This is a genomic window from Lacrimispora struthionigena (assembly GCF_048627165.1).
In the GTDB taxonomy this organism is placed as follows: Bacteria; Bacillota; Clostridia; order Lachnospirales; family Lachnospiraceae; genus Lacrimispora.
Genome location: NZ_JBMBWP010000002.1, coordinates 82799 through 100722, shown reverse-complemented (window position 1 = coordinate 100722; position 17924 = coordinate 82799). Strand labels below are relative to the sequence as shown.

Below are 17924 nucleotides of genomic sequence, written 5' to 3'. Positions count from 1 at the left end.
GTAATTACGTGCTTATATGGTTGAATCATCGTTTTTTTGGATTTCTTTTGGTTGAGATGACCGGTTTTTCTCCGGAGCGCTTTTTTAATATGTGCAGCGCACATGAAATTGAGGTTTGGGATGTAGTTCATACCGGGCATACCTATCGGTTCTTTATCACGGTACCGGGATTTCGTAAAATCAAGCCTCTTGTCCGTAAATCGAAGGTCAGACTTAGAATTTTGAAAAAGTTTGGACTTCCTTTTTTTTTATACCGAAACCGAAGAAGGAAATTCTATGCAGCTGGATTTTTAGGCTTTGTCGTGATTCTTTATGCTCTGTCCCTGTTTATCTGGGATATCGAATTTGATGGCAATCAAATGTATACATACGATACTCTTTTGAAGTTCTGTGAATCAGAGGAGATCCGTTATGGAATGAAAAAATCTAAAATTGACTGTGATGTGCTGGAAGAATCTTTAAGAACCCGTTTTCCGGAGATCACCTGGGTTTCTGCAAGGGTATCAGGCACCAGACTTTTGGTTAAGATAAAAGAAAATGAGGTGCTCTCTGATATTCCGGTCAGAGATGAAACTCCCTGTGATCTTGTTGCCCCAAAAGACGGCACGATCACCTCCATGATTGTCAGAAGCGGAGTTCCCAAGGTAAAAATCGGGGATCAGGTGAAAGCCGGGGATGTGCTGGTCAGCGGTACACTTCCTATCATCGGAGATAATGAAGAAGTTATAAATACCCATTATGTACACTCTGACGGGGATATTACGGCAAGAACGGAGTATCATTATAACAGGAATATTCCGCTTTTTAAAACCATTGATGTAGAGACAGGAAAAGTGAGAAGAGGACGATATGTAAAAGCATTTAAGTTTTCATTTCTTTTAATGAGACCCAGGCCGGAAGGAACCTCGTGGAAACGTACCATGGAGGAAACCCAGCTTCATTTATTTGAAAATTTTTATTTACCCATCTATGTGGGCAGGATAACCGGGAAAGAATATATATCATATGAACGTCCTTACACTGATGAAGAGAAGAAAGAACTGGCTGATCAGATGAATCAGAACTTCCAGAAAAAATTATTGGAAAAGGGGGTACAAATTCTGGAAAATCATGTTAAAATACTAGATAATGAATCTTTGTGCCGGTTTACCATGGATTTTGTGACGGAAGAACCGTTCGGAAAACAGCAAGCACTTAAGATGCAGACAACTGAGGAACCGGAGGAGACAAATAATTCAAATGAGCGTAATTGAAACTATCATAGATATCCCTATTGAACACGAGAAGAATGTATGCGGACAATTTGACAGCTACTTGAAAAAAATAGAACGAACCCTTCATGTTACCATGATTGCCAGGGATGGGGCACTTAAGATTATCGGTCCGGAACAGATGGTACAAAGAGCTAAGAGTGTATTCAGCAATCTGATTGAGCTTTCCAAACGGGGGAATGTAATCGCAGAGCAGAATGTGGATTACGCCCTTTCCCTTTCCTTTACAGAAAGTGACAATCAGATTCTTGAGATAGATAAGGACATTATATGCAGAACCATTAACGGTAAACCGGTTAAGCCAAAGACACTTGGTCAGAAACAGTATGTAGATCAGATCAGAAAAAAGATGGTGGTATTCGGAATTGGTCCGGCAGGAACCGGCAAGACTTATCTGGCCATGGCGATGGCAATTCAGGCGTTTAAAAACGGTGAGGTAAACAGAATTATTTTAACCAGACCTGCAATTGAAGCCGGGGAGAAGCTGGGATTTTTGCCCGGTGATCTTCAAAGTAAGATCGACCCCTATTTAAGACCGCTTTACGATGCACTCTACCAGATCATGGGTGCTGAAAGCTATCTCCATAATGCAGAAAAGGGGCTGATTGAGGTGGCTCCTCTTGCTTATATGCGCGGCAGAACCCTGGATAATGCATTTATCATCCTTGATGAGGCTCAGAACACCACGCCAGCCCAGATGAAGATGTTTTTAACCAGAATCGGTTTTGGTTCCAAGGTGATTGTTACCGGTGACCAGACCCAGAAGGATCTTCCGGCAGGAGCCGTTTCAGGTCTTGATATGGCCATGAGAATCTTAAAGAAGATTGATGATATCAGCTTTTGTCAGCTGACCAGCAGTGACGTAGTGCGCCATCCGCTGGTTCAAAAAATTGTACAGGCTTATGATGAATTTGAGTCAAAGAAAAAGACCAGTGACAGAAAAGTAAAACCAGTCACAGGTAGAAAGGCACATTATGACGATTAATATAGAATACGAAGCGGAGAAAAAGCTGAAAATTCCCTATGAAGAGATTATAACCAATGTGATAGAAGAATCCATGGATTATGAAAACTGCCCTTATGAGGCAGAGATTAATGTTTTAATTACAGATAACGAGGATATCCGACAGATCAATCAGGAATACAGAAACATTGACAGTCCTACAGATGTACTTTCCTTTCCCATGATTGAATATGAATCACCATCTAATTTTGATCATCTGGAAGAGGAATCCTATGATTCATTTAACCCGGAGACAGGAGAGCTCCTTCTGGGAGATATTGTGGTTTCTGTTGATAAGGTTGAGGAGCAGGCGGAAAAATACGGGCATTCCATAGAACGGGAGCTGGCATTTTTAATTGCTCACAGCATGCTGCATTTATTCGGTTATGACCATATGCAGGATGAAGAGCGCCTTGTTATGGAACAAAAGCAGGAAGAAATTTTAAGCCGGAGGGGATACGTAAGATGAGAAAAGGGGTATGGTTTGGTTTTGCGATAGGAATGCTGTCTGCTGCCTTGTTAACTGGCTGCAGTAAAAAATACGAGGAAGTATCTGTTACAAATCTGCAGTCAGAATCACAGAAAGAACAATCGACAGAAGAAATCCGCATAAACAGCAGTACAGAGCAATCCTCCGGTGAAGAGACAGAATCCGGTGAATACTATACCAATGAAGAACGTATCGAAAAAGATGGTAAAATACGCAGTTACTTAACCGGGGAGATGGTGGATGCATCAATCGGAAACCGGAGACCGGTAGCGGTGATGATGAGCAATGATAAAGAGGCTTTGCCTCAATATGGAATCAACCGTGCAGGAATTGTATATGAAGCTCCGGTAGAAGGCGGAATGAACCGGTATATGGCTATTATAGAAGATTATGATAATCTTAAACGAATCGGTTCGGTCAGAAGCTGCAGGACATATTATACATACTTTGCACGTGAGTTTGATGCTGTTTATGCCCATTTCGGGCAGAGCACCTTTGCAAAACCTTATTTGTCCAACCTGGATCATATCAATGGTCTTGAGGCCATTGGCTCTGTGGCATATTTTCGCTCCTCTGACCGAAAATCGCCTCATAATGCCTATACCAGTGGAGACCGGTTAAACAAGTCCATAGAAAAGCTGGGCTTTAAAAAGGAATATAATTCTGATTATAAGGGACACTACCGGTTTGCTAAAACAGGTCATGAGGTTACCTTAAAAGATGCAGGAAGTGTAAAGGATGCTTATAAGGTTTATCCTGGCTATGTTTATAATAAGCCATGGTTTGAGTATCATGAGGATGATGGGCTTTATTACAGATATCAGTACGGAAAAGCTCATGAGGGAGACGAAGGGCAGATCAAAGTGAAGAATATCATACTGCAGTATTGTCCCTCTGCTCATTATGCAACAACCGAATATCTTAACATTAATGTTCACAATGATTCGTTCGGAATGTATGTGACCGGGGGCCGGGCTATTCCGGTGAAATGGTCTAAGGATGGAGAATTCGGGCCCACACATTATTACGATATGGAGAATAACGAGATCATCCTGAACCAGGGGAAAACCTGGGTTTGCATTGTTTCAGCACAGGATTCTCCCAAAGTAGAAATTTATGGAAAACAGTAAGACAGGCAAAAAAACAAATAAAAGGGGTTCTTCCAACTTTCTTGTTCAGGGAATTATACTTGCGGCTGCAGGTATAATCGTCCGGATAATCGGAATGTTTTACCGGATCCCCCTTGCAGATATTCTGGGAGATGAGGGAAACGGCTATTATAGCTCGGCTTTCTCCATCTACTCCATTTTATTGATTGTCTCCTCCTACAGTCTTCCCACTGCAGTTTCCAAGATGGTTGCTGTAAGGCTGGCGAGAAAAGAATATAATAATTCCATAAAGGTGCTGAAAGTATCTTTGTTTTATGGAACAGTAGTAGGGGGGCTGGGAGCCGCAGTTCTGTGGTTTGGGGCAGATTTATTTGCCAATGATTTTTTAAAGATGCCCTATACCAGCTATGCCTTAAAAACGCTTGCTCCCACGATTTTAATTATTGCTTATCTCGGAGTCTTCAGAGGGTATTTCCAGGGAATTGGCACCATGCTTCCAACAGCCATATCCCAGATTCTTGAGCAGATTGTCAACGCAGTCATCAGCATTTATGCAGCCGCTATGCTCTTTCAGGAGGGATTGCGTTCCAATGCCCTCTACGGATCTACCCAGTATTCCTATGCGTTTGGTGCGGCAGGTGGAACCATAGGTACTGGTGCAGGTGCACTTGCCGGGCTTTTATTCCTGTTATTTATCCTGTTCAGCTACCGGCCTGTTATGAAACGGCAGTCAAGAAGAGACCGATCCGGATATCTGGAGACGTATGGCGGTTTGTCTGCTGTGCTGATTATGACGGTTCTTCCCATTGTATTTAGCAGTGTAGCGTATAATATCAGCATTGTTGTTGATAACAGCATTTATGGTATCAGTATGGCTTCTATGGGGATGGGGGCACCTGAGATTGCCGCTAACTGGGGAATTTATTCCGGTAAGTACCGGCTTCTTTTTAATATTCCGGTGGCAATAGCCAATTCCCTGGCTTCTGCCTTAATCCCATCCCTGTCACAGGCGGTGGCAGAAAGAAGCAGACCTCAGATTATCAGAAAGATATCCATGGTGATTCGCTTTTCCATGATTATAGCAATTCCTTCTACAGTGGGACTGACTGTCCTTGCAGGACCGATCTGTAATCTGTTGTTTAGCAGAAGTGATAACATATCCCTGATTAAGATGATGATCTATGGTTCCTCAGCTGTTGTGTTTTTCTCCCTGTCAACGGTTACCAATGCAGTCCTTCAGGGAATTAATCATATGAAGACGCCTTTAAGGAATGCAATTATATCCCTGATTCTTCATGTGGGAATCCTTTGGGTGATGCTGTATCCCCTTAAGATGGGGATCTATGGAGTTTTATATTCCAATATATTGTTTGCACTGACCATGTGCCTGCTCAATGGCTTTTCGATCCGGAGATATTTAAATTACAGACAGGAGATTAAAAAGACATTCTTTCTTCCCACTCTGGCAGCGGGAATTATGGGTGCTGTCTGTTATGGAGTCTATTTTCTGGTACATGCTGTCTCAAAACATAATATACTGGGTGTTTTAGCAGCTGTTGCTGTAGCAGTGATTGTATACGGAGTTTTACTGTTAAAATTCCAGTGTGTTGATGAATCAGAGTTAAATGGCTTTCCTGGAGGGAGAAAATTGGCAGGTATTGCAAGAAAATACCATCTTTTGTGATTAAAATGTAAGAAGAAAGCAGATACTATACTTACGTGAAGGAGGTATTAACTCATGAAGAAGTATATGTTCTGCTTTCTATTATTTGTTGCGGCATCTGCGATCTGTCTGGGGGTTGGCTTTGCCATTACCAAAGACAGTGTACGACCGGAGGAGGCCCTTCCTGGGGCAACCATAGAAACCGAAACTGTGACGGAAGCGCAGATTGTAATAAATCAGGAAGAGGCAAAGCCTGCCAATGCTGAAAGTAAGGATAAGTATTATCTTGTATCGGAGGATGGGTATTTACTCGTCCTCTATCAGGATAAAACAACCATCTGTCTTTATACCCATATGCCGGTGACAGATTTTCCGGAAGAGGAAAGAGGAAAGCTGATGGATGGAATCTGGTTTTCTTCCATGGTTGAAGTATTTAATTATCTGGAATCCTATACCAGTTAAATGAAATGTGATTGATATTTTACCATAAAGCAGATACAATAGGTCTGACTGAATGTAAGGAGGACAGGATGAAACAACAGATCATAATTATAGGGGCTGGAGCTTCTGGTCTGGCAGCGGGCATTACAGCAGCCAGAGAGGGAGCTTCTGTTACGATTATGGAACATACAGCCAGGCCGGGAAAGAAACTTCTATCAACTGGCAACGGGAAGTGCAATATTACCAATCTGCAGTTTCCCAAAGATGCTTACAGGGGAAATCAGCCGGATTTTGTATTTCCGGCACTTCATAAAGTTACGGTAAGCCAGACCATGGATTTTTTTAAAGAACTGGGAATTGTTCTTACTGAGCGAAACGGTTATGTATATCCAAACTCAGGACAGGCTTCCACTGTTCTGGAGGCAATGCTTTTTGAACTGGAACATCTGGGTGTCAGGATTGTGGCAGAGTGCCCTGTAAAAGAAATCAAAAAGGATCTGACTGTGATTACAGATCATGGAAAACAAAGATGTGACAGGATTATTCTTGCAGCGGGTTCCATGGCAGCTCCCAAAACAGGATCTGACGGCAGCGGTTATAGCCTTGCCAGAAAGCTGGGTCATCATATTATAGAGCCTCTGCCGGCCCTGGTTCAGCTTCGCTGTAAGGAGAAATGGTACAAACAGGCGGCGGGTGTCCGAACCGATGCCCTTGTGACTCTTAAGATAGATGGGAAAAACGCGGCCTCAGACAGAGGAGAACTCCAGATCACGGATTATGGAATCTCCGGAATTCCTGTTTTCCAGATTAGCAGATATGCAGCAAAAGCCCTGAATGAAGGAAGACAGGCTGCAGCAGAACTGGATTTTCTTCCGCAGCTTTCCCTTACTGACTTAGAGAAGCTTCTTTTTACCAGGCACAGACAATTTGGTTACAGACCGGCGGAGGAGTTTTTACATGGTGTTTTAAATTCAAAACTGGCAAAGGTCCTTTTAAAAGAGGCTGGTATTGGCAGAGAAACCTGGGTAAAAGAGATAACGGAGAAAGAGATTAAAAATCTGGTACACTGTATCAAGGAGTTAAAAACAATCATCGTTTCTACCAACACGTTTGACCAGGCGCAGGTATGCAGCGGGGGTGTGGACACAAGAGAGGTAGATCCGGTTACAATGGAATCGAAACTGATCAGAGGACTCTATTTTTCAGGAGAAATTCTTGATGTAGACGGAATCTGTGGCGGTTATAATTTACAGTGGGCTTGGTCCAGCGGAATTACGGCTGGAATCCATGCAGGAAGAGGATAAATAAAATATGATAAGAATTAGTCAATTAAAACTTGGAGTGAATCATACGAAAGAAGATTTACTGGTAAAGGTTTCAAAATTACTTCGAATTCCTGTAGCTGGGATGACATCTTACGAAATAATCAAACAATCGGTTGATGCCCGTAAAAAAGATGCAATTCGTTTTATCTATACCATTGACATTGAGACAAAAGACGAAGAATCAATTGTACATAGAGTGAAAGATGCCAATGTTACACTGGCAGTGAAAAAGGAATATCAGTTTCCGCAGTGCGGAACAGAAGCTTTGGCGAACCGTCCGGTTATAGTAGGGTCAGGTCCTGCAGGATTGTTTTGTGCAATTATGCTGGCAAGAAGCGGATACCGTCCCCTTATTCTGGAACGGGGAGAAGATGTTGATAAGAGACAGCAATCCGTGGATGGTTTCTGGAATGGCGGAGTATTAAATCCAAATAGCAACGTACAGTTTGGAGAAGGCGGAGCAGGAACTTTTTCCGACGGAAAATTAAATACTCTGGTTAAGGATCCTGTGATGCGGAACCGTAAAGTTTTAGAACTGTTTGTGGAATTCGGAGCAGATCCATCTATTCTATATGTGAACAAGCCTCATATCGGTACGGATGTCCTAAGCAAAATCGTAAAAAACATGAGAGAAGAAATTATTCGTCTCGGCGGAGAGGTCCGTTTTAACAGTCTTGTTACTGACATTCTGATGAAAGACGGGAATATCTCTGGTGTAATGGTAAATGAAAGGGAAGAAATTCCAGTGGATACTTTAATTCTTGCCATTGGACACAGTGCCAGAGATACGTTTCATGTGCTGGAACGAAGAGGGGTACCCATGGAAGCCAAAGCATTTGCTGTCGGTCTTAGAATCCAGCACCCACAGGAAGAAATTAACCGCTCCCAGTATGGGAAGGACGCTCCGGAGGTTCTTGGGGCAGCGGATTATAAACTTACCCATCAGTGTAAAAGCGGTAGAGGGATCTATACATTCTGCATGTGTCCCGGGGGATATGTGGTGAACGCTTCTTCAGAAGAAGGACGGCTGGCAGTCAATGGAATGAGTTATCATAAGCGGGATGGCGAGAATGCAAACAGTGCGCTAATCGTTACCGTAACTCCCGATGACTTTGACGGTGACTCTCCTCTTGCAGGAATTGCCTACCAGAGGAAACTAGAAGAGGCGGCTTATCAGCTGGGCAAGGGCAATATACCAATCCAGCTTTACGGAGATTTTAAGAATAATTGCAAGTCAGGCACCTTTGGAGATGTGAAACCGGCGCTGAAGGGCGGGTATGAATTCACCAATATGAGAGAAATACTTCCGGACTATATATCGGAATCCATTATAGAAGGCGTTGAGGCTTTTGAAGGAAAAATCCGGGGCTTTCGCAGACAGGATGCCATACTGGCAGGTGTGGAAAGCAGGACTTCATCTCCGGTCAGAATTACCAGAGATGAGGCATTTGAAAGCAGGATCAGAGGAATTTACCCATGCGGCGAAGGCGCTGGCTATGCAGGAGGAATCACATCCGCTGCAATGGATGGGCTGAAAGTGGCTGAAGCCATTGCCAGCCGGTATAAAAGCTTTTCTTTCTAAATTGACGTAATTTAAAAAATGATGTAAGATATCAGATAAAAAGTAATTTAGAAAGCGGATGAAGAAGATGAATATTGAGGAACGTATTAAGCTGAAGGATAAAAATCGAATTGTAATTAAAATCGGATCTTCTTCCTTAACCCATACTCATACCGGAGACTTGAATCTGATGAAGATTGAAAAGCTCATCCGGGTAATTTGCGATTTAAAAGGACAGGGGAAAGAAGTGGTTTTGGTTTCTTCCGGTGCAATTGCAGCAGGACGGCAGGCTCTGGGTCGTCACACAAGGCCTGTTACCATATCAGAGAAGCAGGCGTTTGCAGCAGTAGGGCAGGCAAGGCTTATGATGGTGTATCAAAAGCTGTTTGCAGAATACAATCAGATAGCAGCGCAGGTACTTCTTACCAAGAATACCATGGTCAGTGAAAACAGCCGTTTTAATGCACAGAACACATTTGATGAACTTTTAAAACTGGGAACGATTCCGGTTGTGAATGAGAATGATACTGTTTCAACCTCAGAGATACCTCTTGTGGATAATTTCGGTGATAATGACAGGCTCTCAGCAGTGGTAGCTGCCTTAATCGGGGCAGATCTTCTCATCCTCTTATCTGATATTGACGGACTTTATTCCGATGATCCCAGGCAGAACCAAGATGCCAGATTCATCAGCCTTGTAAGAGAAATCACACCCGAGCTGATGAATATGGGAAAATCATCATCAGGCAGCGATGTTGGTACAGGAGGAATGTCTGCCAAACTGGCGGCAGCCCGGATTGCAACTGACAGCGGCTGTGATATGGTGATTGCCAACGGAGATCATGTGGAAATCATCAGCCAGATTTTAGACGGGCAGGAAAAGGGAACCTTGTTTCTGGCCCACCCCAATCATGATTTTGATTTAATGACCTATATTAATTACGAGTATTAAGGAGAGCAGAATGAATCAGGATAAGATCGATCGGATTAACACACTTTATCATAAATCAAAAGCAACCGGACTGTCAGAAGAAGAAAAGGCAGAACAGGCAGCTTTAAGAAGAGAATATATAGAAGCCATACGAGGCAGCTTACGAGGAAATTTAAACAATATCTCTATTCAGGAAACAGACGGAACTGTCACAGATCTGGGAAAAAAATATGGTAATGTCGGAGAAGAATGAGATTCGTAAATGGGTAAAGGAACAGCGTAGTGGTCTTAGTGTGTCACAGGAAGCCAGGTGGGATGATGGGATCTGTCTGAAACTTCTGGAACTGGAGGAGATTAACAGAGCTTTCTGCATTTACTGCTATGCCTCCATGCGTCATGAAGCCGGTACCTGGAAATTCATGGAGCATTTATTAAAACAGGGAAAATGTGTGGCGGTTCCCAAAGTATCAGGAAAAAATCTGGATTTTTATATTATTACAGGAAAATCAGATCTGGAAGAAGGCACTATGGGAATTATGGAACCCAAGGCTACCTGTATAAAAATTAATGATACCCAGGCTCCCATGGTAGTACCGGGAATTGCTTTTGATAAAAACAAAAACCGGCTGGGGTATGGAGGCGGATATTATGACCGGTTCTTTGAAAAGGAACCGGATCATAAGAGAATCGCCATTGCTTATGACTTTCAGATATTTGACAGGATCCCTGCAGATCCTCATGATAAAACAGTAGATATGATTATTATTCCTTAAAAGAAAGGCAGGTTCTTTATGACTATAACTGAGATTGGCAGACAGGCGAAAGAAGTGACAGGAATTATAGGAATCATTGGCTCTGCGAAAAAAGAGGAAGGACTGAAAGCAGCTGCAGCCGCTTTGCTGGAAGGAGAGGCGGAGATTCTGTCTGCCAATCAGGATGATGTGATCAAGGCAACGGCAGCAGGAATGAGCCAGGGTCTCATAGACCGTCTGGAGCTGACCCCAAAGCGGATCGAAGATATGGCAGAGGGACTTTTGGCAGTGGCTGCTTTAGAAGATCCGGTGGGAGAAGTGATTTCCATGAAGATGCGCCCCAACGGTCTTACCATTGGCCAGAAAAGAGTTCCCCTTGGCGTTGTTGGAATTATATATGAGGCAAGACCCAATGTGACGGCCGATGCCTTCGGACTTTGTTTTAAATCTGGCAATGCAGTGATTTTAAAAGGCGGAAGTGATGCGCTGGAGTCCAATAAAGCCATTGTAAAATGGTTAAGAACCGGGTTGTCCCGTGCAGGACTGCCAGAGAATATCCTTCAGCTCATAACAGATACGGACAGAGAAAAGACAAAAGAATTCATGCGTCTTCGGGAATATGTAGATGTGCTGATTCCAAGAGGTGGTGCAGGGCTTATAAAGAGCGTTGTGGATAACAGCACCATACCTGTAATTGAGACCGGTACAGGGAACTGCCATATATTTGTAGATGAATCGGCAGACTTTGACATGGCACTGGATATTATCTTTAATGCCAAGACCCAGAGAATCGGTGTTTGCAATGCCTGTGAGTCCCTTTTGGTACACCGGGCGGTTGCGGAACGGTTCCTGCCCCTTTTAAACCAGCGCCTTTCAACAAAATCAGTGGAAGTCAGGGCAGATCAGGAAGCATGTAAGATTGTGAAGGACTTTGTACCTGCAACGGAAGAAGACTGGGGAACGGAGTATTTGGATTATATTGTTTCCTTAAAGCTTGTTGATTCCGTAGAGGAAGCTATTTCTCATATTAACCGTTATAATACCAAACACTCAGAAGCAATCATTACAAATGATTACAATAACGCCCAGAAGTTTTTAAATGAAATTGATGCAGCCGCTGTTTATGTGAATGCTTCGACCCGGTTTACCGATGGATATGAGTTTGGATTTGGGGCTGAGATTGGAATCAGCACTCAGAAACTTCATGCCAGAGGTCCTATGGGATTAAAAGAACTGACTACAACCAAATATATTATTTATGGAAATGGACAGATTCGGCCATAATATAAAATAGTATGATTGTTTGACAATTTAATTATTGTATGATAAACTACCGTCATAAGAAATGGAAGGGGTGAAAGGATGAAGAAATAATTCTTGTAAAGTAACTGCATAATGATTAGGATATTTTTATATCTTTTTTTATTGTGCCTGTTTTTGCAAGAATATTACTTCATTCTCAAGCCTTTTTTTGTGTCCAGAAATAGACACCATCTGCAAGGGGAACGGCATTGCCTGTTCTTTTTGTCTAATCCGGCTGTGAGAAATATGATTCTTGCAGCTGTTTTTTATGCAGAAATTTATTTTCTGCTATATTTGGAGGGATGTCTATGTCATTGATTCAGGTTACAGATCTTTCATTTACTTACGAAGGAAGCAGTGATCCAGTATTTGAACATGCTACGTTTCAGCTGGATACAGACTGGAAGCTTGGTTTTACAGGAAGAAACGGGCGGGGGAAGACTACATTTTTAAATCTTCTTATGAACCGGATGGAATATACAGGAAGTATTGTATCAAGCGTTACATTTGATTACTTTCCCTATGAAGTAGAGGACAAGGAAGCACAGACCCTTGATATCATCAATTCCATTCTGGGGGACTGTCCATACTGGGAGATAAAAAGAGAGCTGACAAAGCTTAAGGTTTCAGAAGATGTGCTTTACCGGCCCTACAATACTCTGTCAAACGGAGAACGGACCAAGGTTTTACTGGCAGCGTTGTTTTTGCGCGAGGGCAATTTTCTCCTTATTGATGAGCCCACCAATCATTTGGACAGGGAAGGAAGGGAATTGGTCAGCCAGTATTTAAACAGCAAGAAAGGGTTTATTCTCGTATCCCATGACCGTAAGTTTTTAGATGATTCGGTAGACCATATTTTATCCATTAACCGAGCTGACATTGAGGTTCAAAAAGGAAACTTCTCCATGTGGTACGAAAACCGTCAGAGAAAAGATCAATATGAACAGTCGGAAAATGAACGCTTAAAAAAGGATATCCGGCATCTGGAAGCAGCAGCCAGACAATCGGGAGAATGGGCGGATAAAGTAGAATCCACAAAAATAGGAAAAAAATCAATGATTCATGAAAAGTCCATTGATACAAGAGCCTATGTGGGAGAAAAGTCAAGGCGCATGCAGATGCGCAGAAAAAATCTGGAGCGCAGACAGAACCAGGCAATTGATGATAAAAAAGGTTTGTTAAAAAATATTGAGGAAGCAGAAGATTTAAAGCTGTATCCATTAAAGCATCATTCCGGCAGACTTCTTGTATTAAAAGAGGTTGTCCCATTTTACCAGGGGCCGGTATGCGATCCGGTCAGCTTAAGCCTTGAACAGGGACAGAGAGTATCCCTTCAGGGAAAGAACGGCTGCGGAAAAACATCCATTCTAAAACTGATTATGGGAAATCAGGCAGCGGGTGATCCTGTTGATTACCAGGGGACTATTGAAACCGCAAGCGGAATTAAGATTTCCTATGTTTCACAGGATACCTCCTTTTTAAAGGGAAGTCTGACAGAATTCGGAAAACAGTGCGGCGTAGAGGATTCCCTGTTTAAAGCACTTTTAAGGAAACTGGATTTTTCAAGGGAACAATTTCAAAAACCCATGGAAACATTTAGTGAAGGACAAAAGAAAAAAGTTTTAATTGCACGCAGTTTATGCGAGCAGGCTCATCTATATATATGGGATGAACCCTTAAACTTTATCGATGTATACTCCAGAATCCAGATTGAAAACCTGATACTGAAATTTCAGCCAGCCATGTTACTGGTAGAGCATGATGAGTTCTTTACGCAGAATGTGGGGGCAGAGCCTGTTACGGTTTTGTCTTCTTACTAAAAAAGCTGTTGGCTGCAGTCTCAAAAAATCGGGAGAACTGTCTGGCAAAGTTGACATTTTATGGTGTTTCATGTAAAATGCTTTTGATAAAGGGTTTAAAAACAGAACGAATGAAAGGGATTTTTTCAGATGCAGATTGATATAGATCAGATAGATTTAACAGGGGAAGTACCGGTAAGAGAACCTGAGAGACAATATTATTTTATGGCAAAAGTTAGCGGGTACGTAAAACGCCGGAGTGAAGAACTTGGACGCCCTATGACCTTTTGCACCCAGACATTTGGCTGTCAGATGAATTCCAGAGATTCTGAAAAGCTTGAGGGAATTTTAGAAGCTGTGGGCTTTGTACAGACAGATACCGAAGAGGCGGATTTTGTCCTTTATAACACCTGTACGGTAAGAGAGAATGCCAATCTAAAGGTTTACGGAAGACTTGGAGTTTTAAACAGCCTGAAAAAGAAAAATCCTGATATGATAATCGCTCTTTGCGGATGTATGATGCAGGAAGAAGATGTGGTAGAAAAGATTAAAAAGAGCTACCGGTTTGTAGACGTTATTTTTGGTACTCATAACATCTATAAGCTGGCAGAGCTTTTATACCAGCGTCTGGAAGCCAAAAAGATGGTGGTTGACATCTGGAAGGGAACAGACCAGGTGGTGGAAGATCTTCCGGCAGACAGAAAATATTCGTTTAAGTCCGGTGTTAACATCATGTTTGGCTGTGATAATTTCTGCAGCTATTGTATCGTACCTTACGTACGAGGAAGAGAACGCAGCCGCAGCCCCAAAGACATTATTACTGAGATCAAAGGACTTGCAGATGACGGTGTGGTAGAAGTCATGCTGCTGGGACAGAATGTTAATTCCTATGGAAAAACTCTGGAAGAACCTGTCAGCTTTGCAAAGCTTCTTTCCCAGGCAGATGAGGTGGAAGGTTTGGAGCGCATCCGTTTTATGACGTCCCATCCAAAGGATTTATCCGATGAACTGATTGAGGCAATGAAAAATTCTAAAAAAGTATGCCGTCACATTCATCTGCCTCTCCAGTCTGGAAGCAGCCGGATCTTAAAGCTTATGAACCGGAAATATACAAAAGAAAGATATCTGGAACTTGTGGATAAAATTCGTACTGCCATGCCGGATATCTCAATTACCACCGATATAATTGTAGGGTTCCCAGGGGAAACTGAGGAAGACTTTTTAGAGACCTTAGACGTCGTGAGAAAAGTACGTTTTGACAGCGCGTTTACCTTTATCTATTCCAAACGTACCGGTACACCGGCAGCGAAAATGGAAGACCAGATTCCGGATGAAGTTGTAAAGGACCGGTTTGACAGATTGCTGTCCTTAGTCCAGCAGATTTCATCTGAAGTTTGCGGCAGAGAAGTTCATACGGTTCAGAAGGTTCTGGCAGAGGAAGTAAATGACCATAAAGAAGGCTATTTAACCGGACGGTTAAGCAGCAACACAACAGTCCATTTTAAGGGAGATCCTTCTCTGATCGGAACAATAGTGGACGTATATCTTGATGAATCAAAGGGATTTTACTATATGGGAACGTTAAGACCATAAACATAAGAAAAGAGGATACAAAAGAGAATGGCTGGATTATCGCCAATGATGGCTCATTATTTAGAAACAAAAAAAGAATACCCGGGCTGTCTTTTATTTTACAGACTGGGTGACTTTTATGAAATGTTTTTTGAAGATGCGATTACGGTATCCAGAGAGCTGGAAATAACTTTAACAGGAAAAGAATGCGGATTAGAGGAACGGGCACCTATGTGCGGCGTTCCTTATCATGCAATTGAGACTTATTTAAACCGTCTGGTACAAAAAGGATACAAAGTTGCCATCGCTGAACAAATGGAAGACCCGAAACAGGCAAAGGGCCTTGTAAAGAGGGAAGTAATTCGTGTGGTCACTCCCGGAACCATAACCAGCGCGCAGGCACTTGATGAAACAAAGAACAATTATCTTATGGGCGTTGTTTACATTGGAGAAGCTTTTGGAATAGCGGTGACAGATATCAGCACCGGTGATTTTATGGTGACAGAGGTGGACTCTGTTCGGGAACTTAATGATGAAATCAATAAATTTGTGCCTTCTGAAATTATCTGCAATGAAGCATTTTACGTATCAGGAGTGGATATAGAAGAATTAAAAAATCGATATCATACGGCTGTTTCATCTTTGGATCATCACTATTTTTCCGACGAAGCCTGTCGTAAAATTTTAAAAGAGCATTATCATGTAGGTTCTCTTGCAGGCCTTGGGCTTAATGATTACGATATGGGTGTGATTGCGGCTGGCGCTGTGATGCAGTACATGTATGATACCCAGAAAAACAGCCTGTCTCATATCACAACGATCACACCCTATTCTACAGGTCAGTATATGATCATTGATACATCCACCAGGAGAAACTTAGAACTTCTAGAAACATTGAGAGAGAAACAAAAAAGAGGGACCCTTCTCTGGGTTCTTGACAGGACCAAAACAGCGATGGGTGCCAGATTAATGCGTACCTTTATAGAGCAGCCATTGATTCACAAGGCAGATATTATGAAGCGTCAGAATGCCGTTGAAGAACTCAATATGAATTACATATCCAGAGAAGAGATCTGTGAATATCTGAATCCAATCTATGATCTGGAACGACTGATGGGAAGAATTAGTTATAGGACTGCTAATCCACGGGACTTAATTACATTTAAGAATTCGCTTGAGATGCTGCCATTTATTAAAACGCTCCTTAAGGAGTTTACCAGTGAACTTTTAACAGATTTATACAATAATCTGGATCCGCTGGAAGATATAAAAGCGTACATAGACAGTGCAATCATTGAAGATCCTCCGGTTTCCATTAGAGATGGAGGAATAATAAAAGAAGGCTTTCATGAGGAGGCAGATAAACTTCGCCATGCGAAGACGGAGGGGAAAACCTGGCTGGCAGAATTAGAGACAAAGGAAAAAGAAAAGTCCGGCATCAAAAATCTGAAAGTAAAGTACAATAAAGTATTCGGCTATTATTTTGAAGTAACCAATTCCTTTAAGGATCTCGTACCTGATTATTTTATTCGGAAACAGACGTTGGCTAATGCAGAACGCTATACCACAAATGAATTAAAAGAACTGGAAGACATTATTCTGGGTGCTGAGGATAAGCTGTTTTCACTGGAATACGAGCTTTTTTGTCAAGTTCGTGACACGGTGGCATCAGAGGTGCTGAGAATTCAAAAAAGTGCCAGAGCAATTGCAGGAATTGATGTGCTGGCTTCCTTTTCTTCGGTTGCAACGAAGAACAATTACGTCAAGCCACAGATCAATGAAAAAGGCATTATTGACATTAAAAACGGACGTCATCCAGTTGTGGAAAAGATGCTTCGTGATGATATGTTTGTTTCCAATGATGTTTTTCTGGACAATGGCAAAAACCGCCTGTCCATTATAACCGGACCTAACATGGCAGGAAAATCCACTTACATGAGGCAGACGGCTTTGATTGTGCTGATGGCTCAGATTGGCTGTTTTGTCCCTGCAGATGAAGCCAACGTAGGAATCTGTGACCGGATTTTTACCAGGGTGGGAGCGTCTGATGATCTGGCCTCCGGTCAGAGTACCTTTATGGTGGAGATGACAGAGGTTGCCAATATTCTTAGGAATGCGACTAAAAACAGTCTGATTGTCCTTGATGAAATTGGAAGGGGAACCAGTACCTTCGACGGTCTGAGTATTGCATGGGCAGTAGTGGAGCATATCAGTAACCAAAAGCTTCTTGGTGCAAAGACACTGTTTGCCACTCACTATCATGAACTTACCGAACTGGAAGGAACCATGAGCGGGGTCAATAACTATTGCATCGCTGTGAAAGAACAGGGCGATGACATTGTTTTCCTAAGAAAAATTATTAAAGGCGGAGCCGACAAAAGCTATGGTATCCAGGTTGCGAAGCTGGCTGGCGTTCCCGATACTGTCATAATCAGAGCAAAGGAACTGCTTGCAGAGTTAAGCGATGCGGATATTACAGCAAAAGCGAAAGAAATTGCGGAAGCAAATGGCGGCATAACCCAGCGAAAGGCTGTTCCAAAGCCGGATGAAGTGGATTTACAGCAGATGTCACTGTTTGATACGGTAAAGGATGACGATATTATCCGGGAATTAGGGGAGCTTGAGCTGGGGAATATGACACCCATAGATGCCCTGAATACGTTATATCGACTGCAGACCAAATTAAAAAATCGCTGGCAATAGGA

The 17924-nt window shown here is 42.4% G+C and carries 15 protein-coding genes; all 15 read left to right on the top strand.

Going from position 1 to position 17924, the window contains the following annotated elements; all coding sequences use genetic code 11:
* Nucleotides 1-8: 8 nt before the first annotated feature.
* The 15 genes from yqfD (at nucleotide 9) to mutS (ending at nucleotide 17922) form a co-directional block, all read left to right on the top strand.
* Nucleotides 9-1253 (top strand): sporulation protein YqfD, encoded by a 1245-nt coding sequence (gene yqfD / locus ACOAOT_RS09325; protein WP_420216755.1) that lies wholly within the window; start codon nucleotides 9-11, stop codon nucleotides 1251-1253.
* A complete protein-coding gene (locus ACOAOT_RS09320; protein ID WP_420216754.1) occupies nucleotides 1240-2256 on the top strand; it encodes a PhoH family protein in 1017 nt (338 codons plus the stop codon). The genes yqfD and ACOAOT_RS09320 overlap by 14 nt, the downstream gene beginning before the upstream one ends.
* On the top strand, nucleotides 2246-2743 hold the full coding sequence (ybeY, locus tag ACOAOT_RS09315; RefSeq protein ID WP_420216753.1) for an rRNA maturation RNase YbeY: 498 nt from the start codon (nucleotides 2246-2248) through the stop codon (nucleotides 2741-2743). Before ACOAOT_RS09320 ends, ybeY begins: the two co-directional genes overlap by 11 nt.
* A complete protein-coding gene (locus ACOAOT_RS09310; protein WP_420216752.1) occupies nucleotides 2740-3894 on the top strand; it encodes a DUF3048 domain-containing protein in 1155 nt (384 codons plus the stop codon). Before ybeY ends, ACOAOT_RS09310 begins: the two co-directional genes overlap by 4 nt.
* Nucleotides 3881-5557 (top strand): putative polysaccharide biosynthesis protein, encoded by a 1677-nt coding sequence (locus ACOAOT_RS09305; RefSeq protein WP_420216751.1) that lies wholly within the window; start codon nucleotides 3881-3883, stop codon nucleotides 5555-5557. Before ACOAOT_RS09310 ends, ACOAOT_RS09305 begins: the two co-directional genes overlap by 14 nt.
* 54 nt (nucleotides 5558-5611) lie before the next feature.
* On the top strand, nucleotides 5612-5998 hold the full coding sequence (locus tag ACOAOT_RS09300) for a hypothetical protein (RefSeq protein WP_104437470.1): 387 nt from the start codon (nucleotides 5612-5614) through the stop codon (nucleotides 5996-5998).
* Nucleotides 5999-6066: 68 nt separating this feature from the next.
* Entirely contained in the window at nucleotides 6067-7281 is a 1215-nt protein-coding gene (locus tag ACOAOT_RS09295) for a BaiN/RdsA family NAD(P)/FAD-dependent oxidoreductase (RefSeq protein ID WP_420216750.1), read from the top strand.
* 7 nt (nucleotides 7282-7288) lie between these two features.
* Complete coding sequence (locus ACOAOT_RS09290) at nucleotides 7289-8884, top strand: NAD(P)/FAD-dependent oxidoreductase (protein ID WP_420216749.1); 1596 nt, start codon at nucleotides 7289-7291, stop codon at nucleotides 8882-8884.
* 67 nt (nucleotides 8885-8951) lie between these two features.
* Nucleotides 8952-9815 (top strand): glutamate 5-kinase, encoded by an 864-nt coding sequence (gene proB / locus ACOAOT_RS09285; RefSeq protein WP_420216748.1) that lies wholly within the window; start codon nucleotides 8952-8954, stop codon nucleotides 9813-9815.
* A gap of 10 nt (nucleotides 9816-9825) precedes the next feature.
* Entirely contained in the window at nucleotides 9826-10047 is a 222-nt protein-coding gene (locus ACOAOT_RS09280; RefSeq protein WP_349669106.1) for a DUF896 domain-containing protein, read from the top strand.
* Nucleotides 10031-10567: a 5-formyltetrahydrofolate cyclo-ligase gene (locus ACOAOT_RS09275; protein ID WP_420216747.1), complete on the top strand. Its 537-nt coding sequence runs from the start codon at nucleotides 10031-10033 to the stop codon at nucleotides 10565-10567. The genes ACOAOT_RS09280 and ACOAOT_RS09275 overlap by 17 nt, the downstream gene beginning before the upstream one ends.
* A gap of 18 nt (nucleotides 10568-10585) precedes the next feature.
* Nucleotides 10586-11830 carry a glutamate-5-semialdehyde dehydrogenase gene (locus tag ACOAOT_RS09270; protein WP_420216746.1) on the top strand — a complete coding sequence of 415 codons (1245 nt, stop codon included), beginning with the start codon at nucleotides 10586-10588 and terminating at the stop codon, nucleotides 11828-11830.
* A 326-nt stretch (nucleotides 11831-12156) separates the two neighbouring features.
* Nucleotides 12157-13668: a ribosomal protection-like ABC-F family protein gene (abc-f, locus tag ACOAOT_RS09265; protein WP_420216745.1), complete on the top strand. Its 1512-nt coding sequence runs from the start codon at nucleotides 12157-12159 to the stop codon at nucleotides 13666-13668.
* A gap of 129 nt (nucleotides 13669-13797) precedes the next feature.
* On the top strand, nucleotides 13798-15240 hold the full coding sequence (miaB, locus tag ACOAOT_RS09260; RefSeq protein WP_420216744.1) for a tRNA (N6-isopentenyl adenosine(37)-C2)-methylthiotransferase MiaB: 1443 nt from the start codon (nucleotides 13798-13800) through the stop codon (nucleotides 15238-15240).
* Between the two features lie 27 nt (nucleotides 15241-15267).
* The gene (gene mutS / locus ACOAOT_RS09255) at nucleotides 15268-17922 is read left to right on the top strand and encodes a DNA mismatch repair protein MutS (protein ID WP_420216743.1); all 2655 of its coding nucleotides are present in this window, start codon (nucleotides 15268-15270) and stop codon (nucleotides 17920-17922) included.
* The last annotated feature ends 2 nt before the right edge of the window (nucleotides 17923-17924 follow it).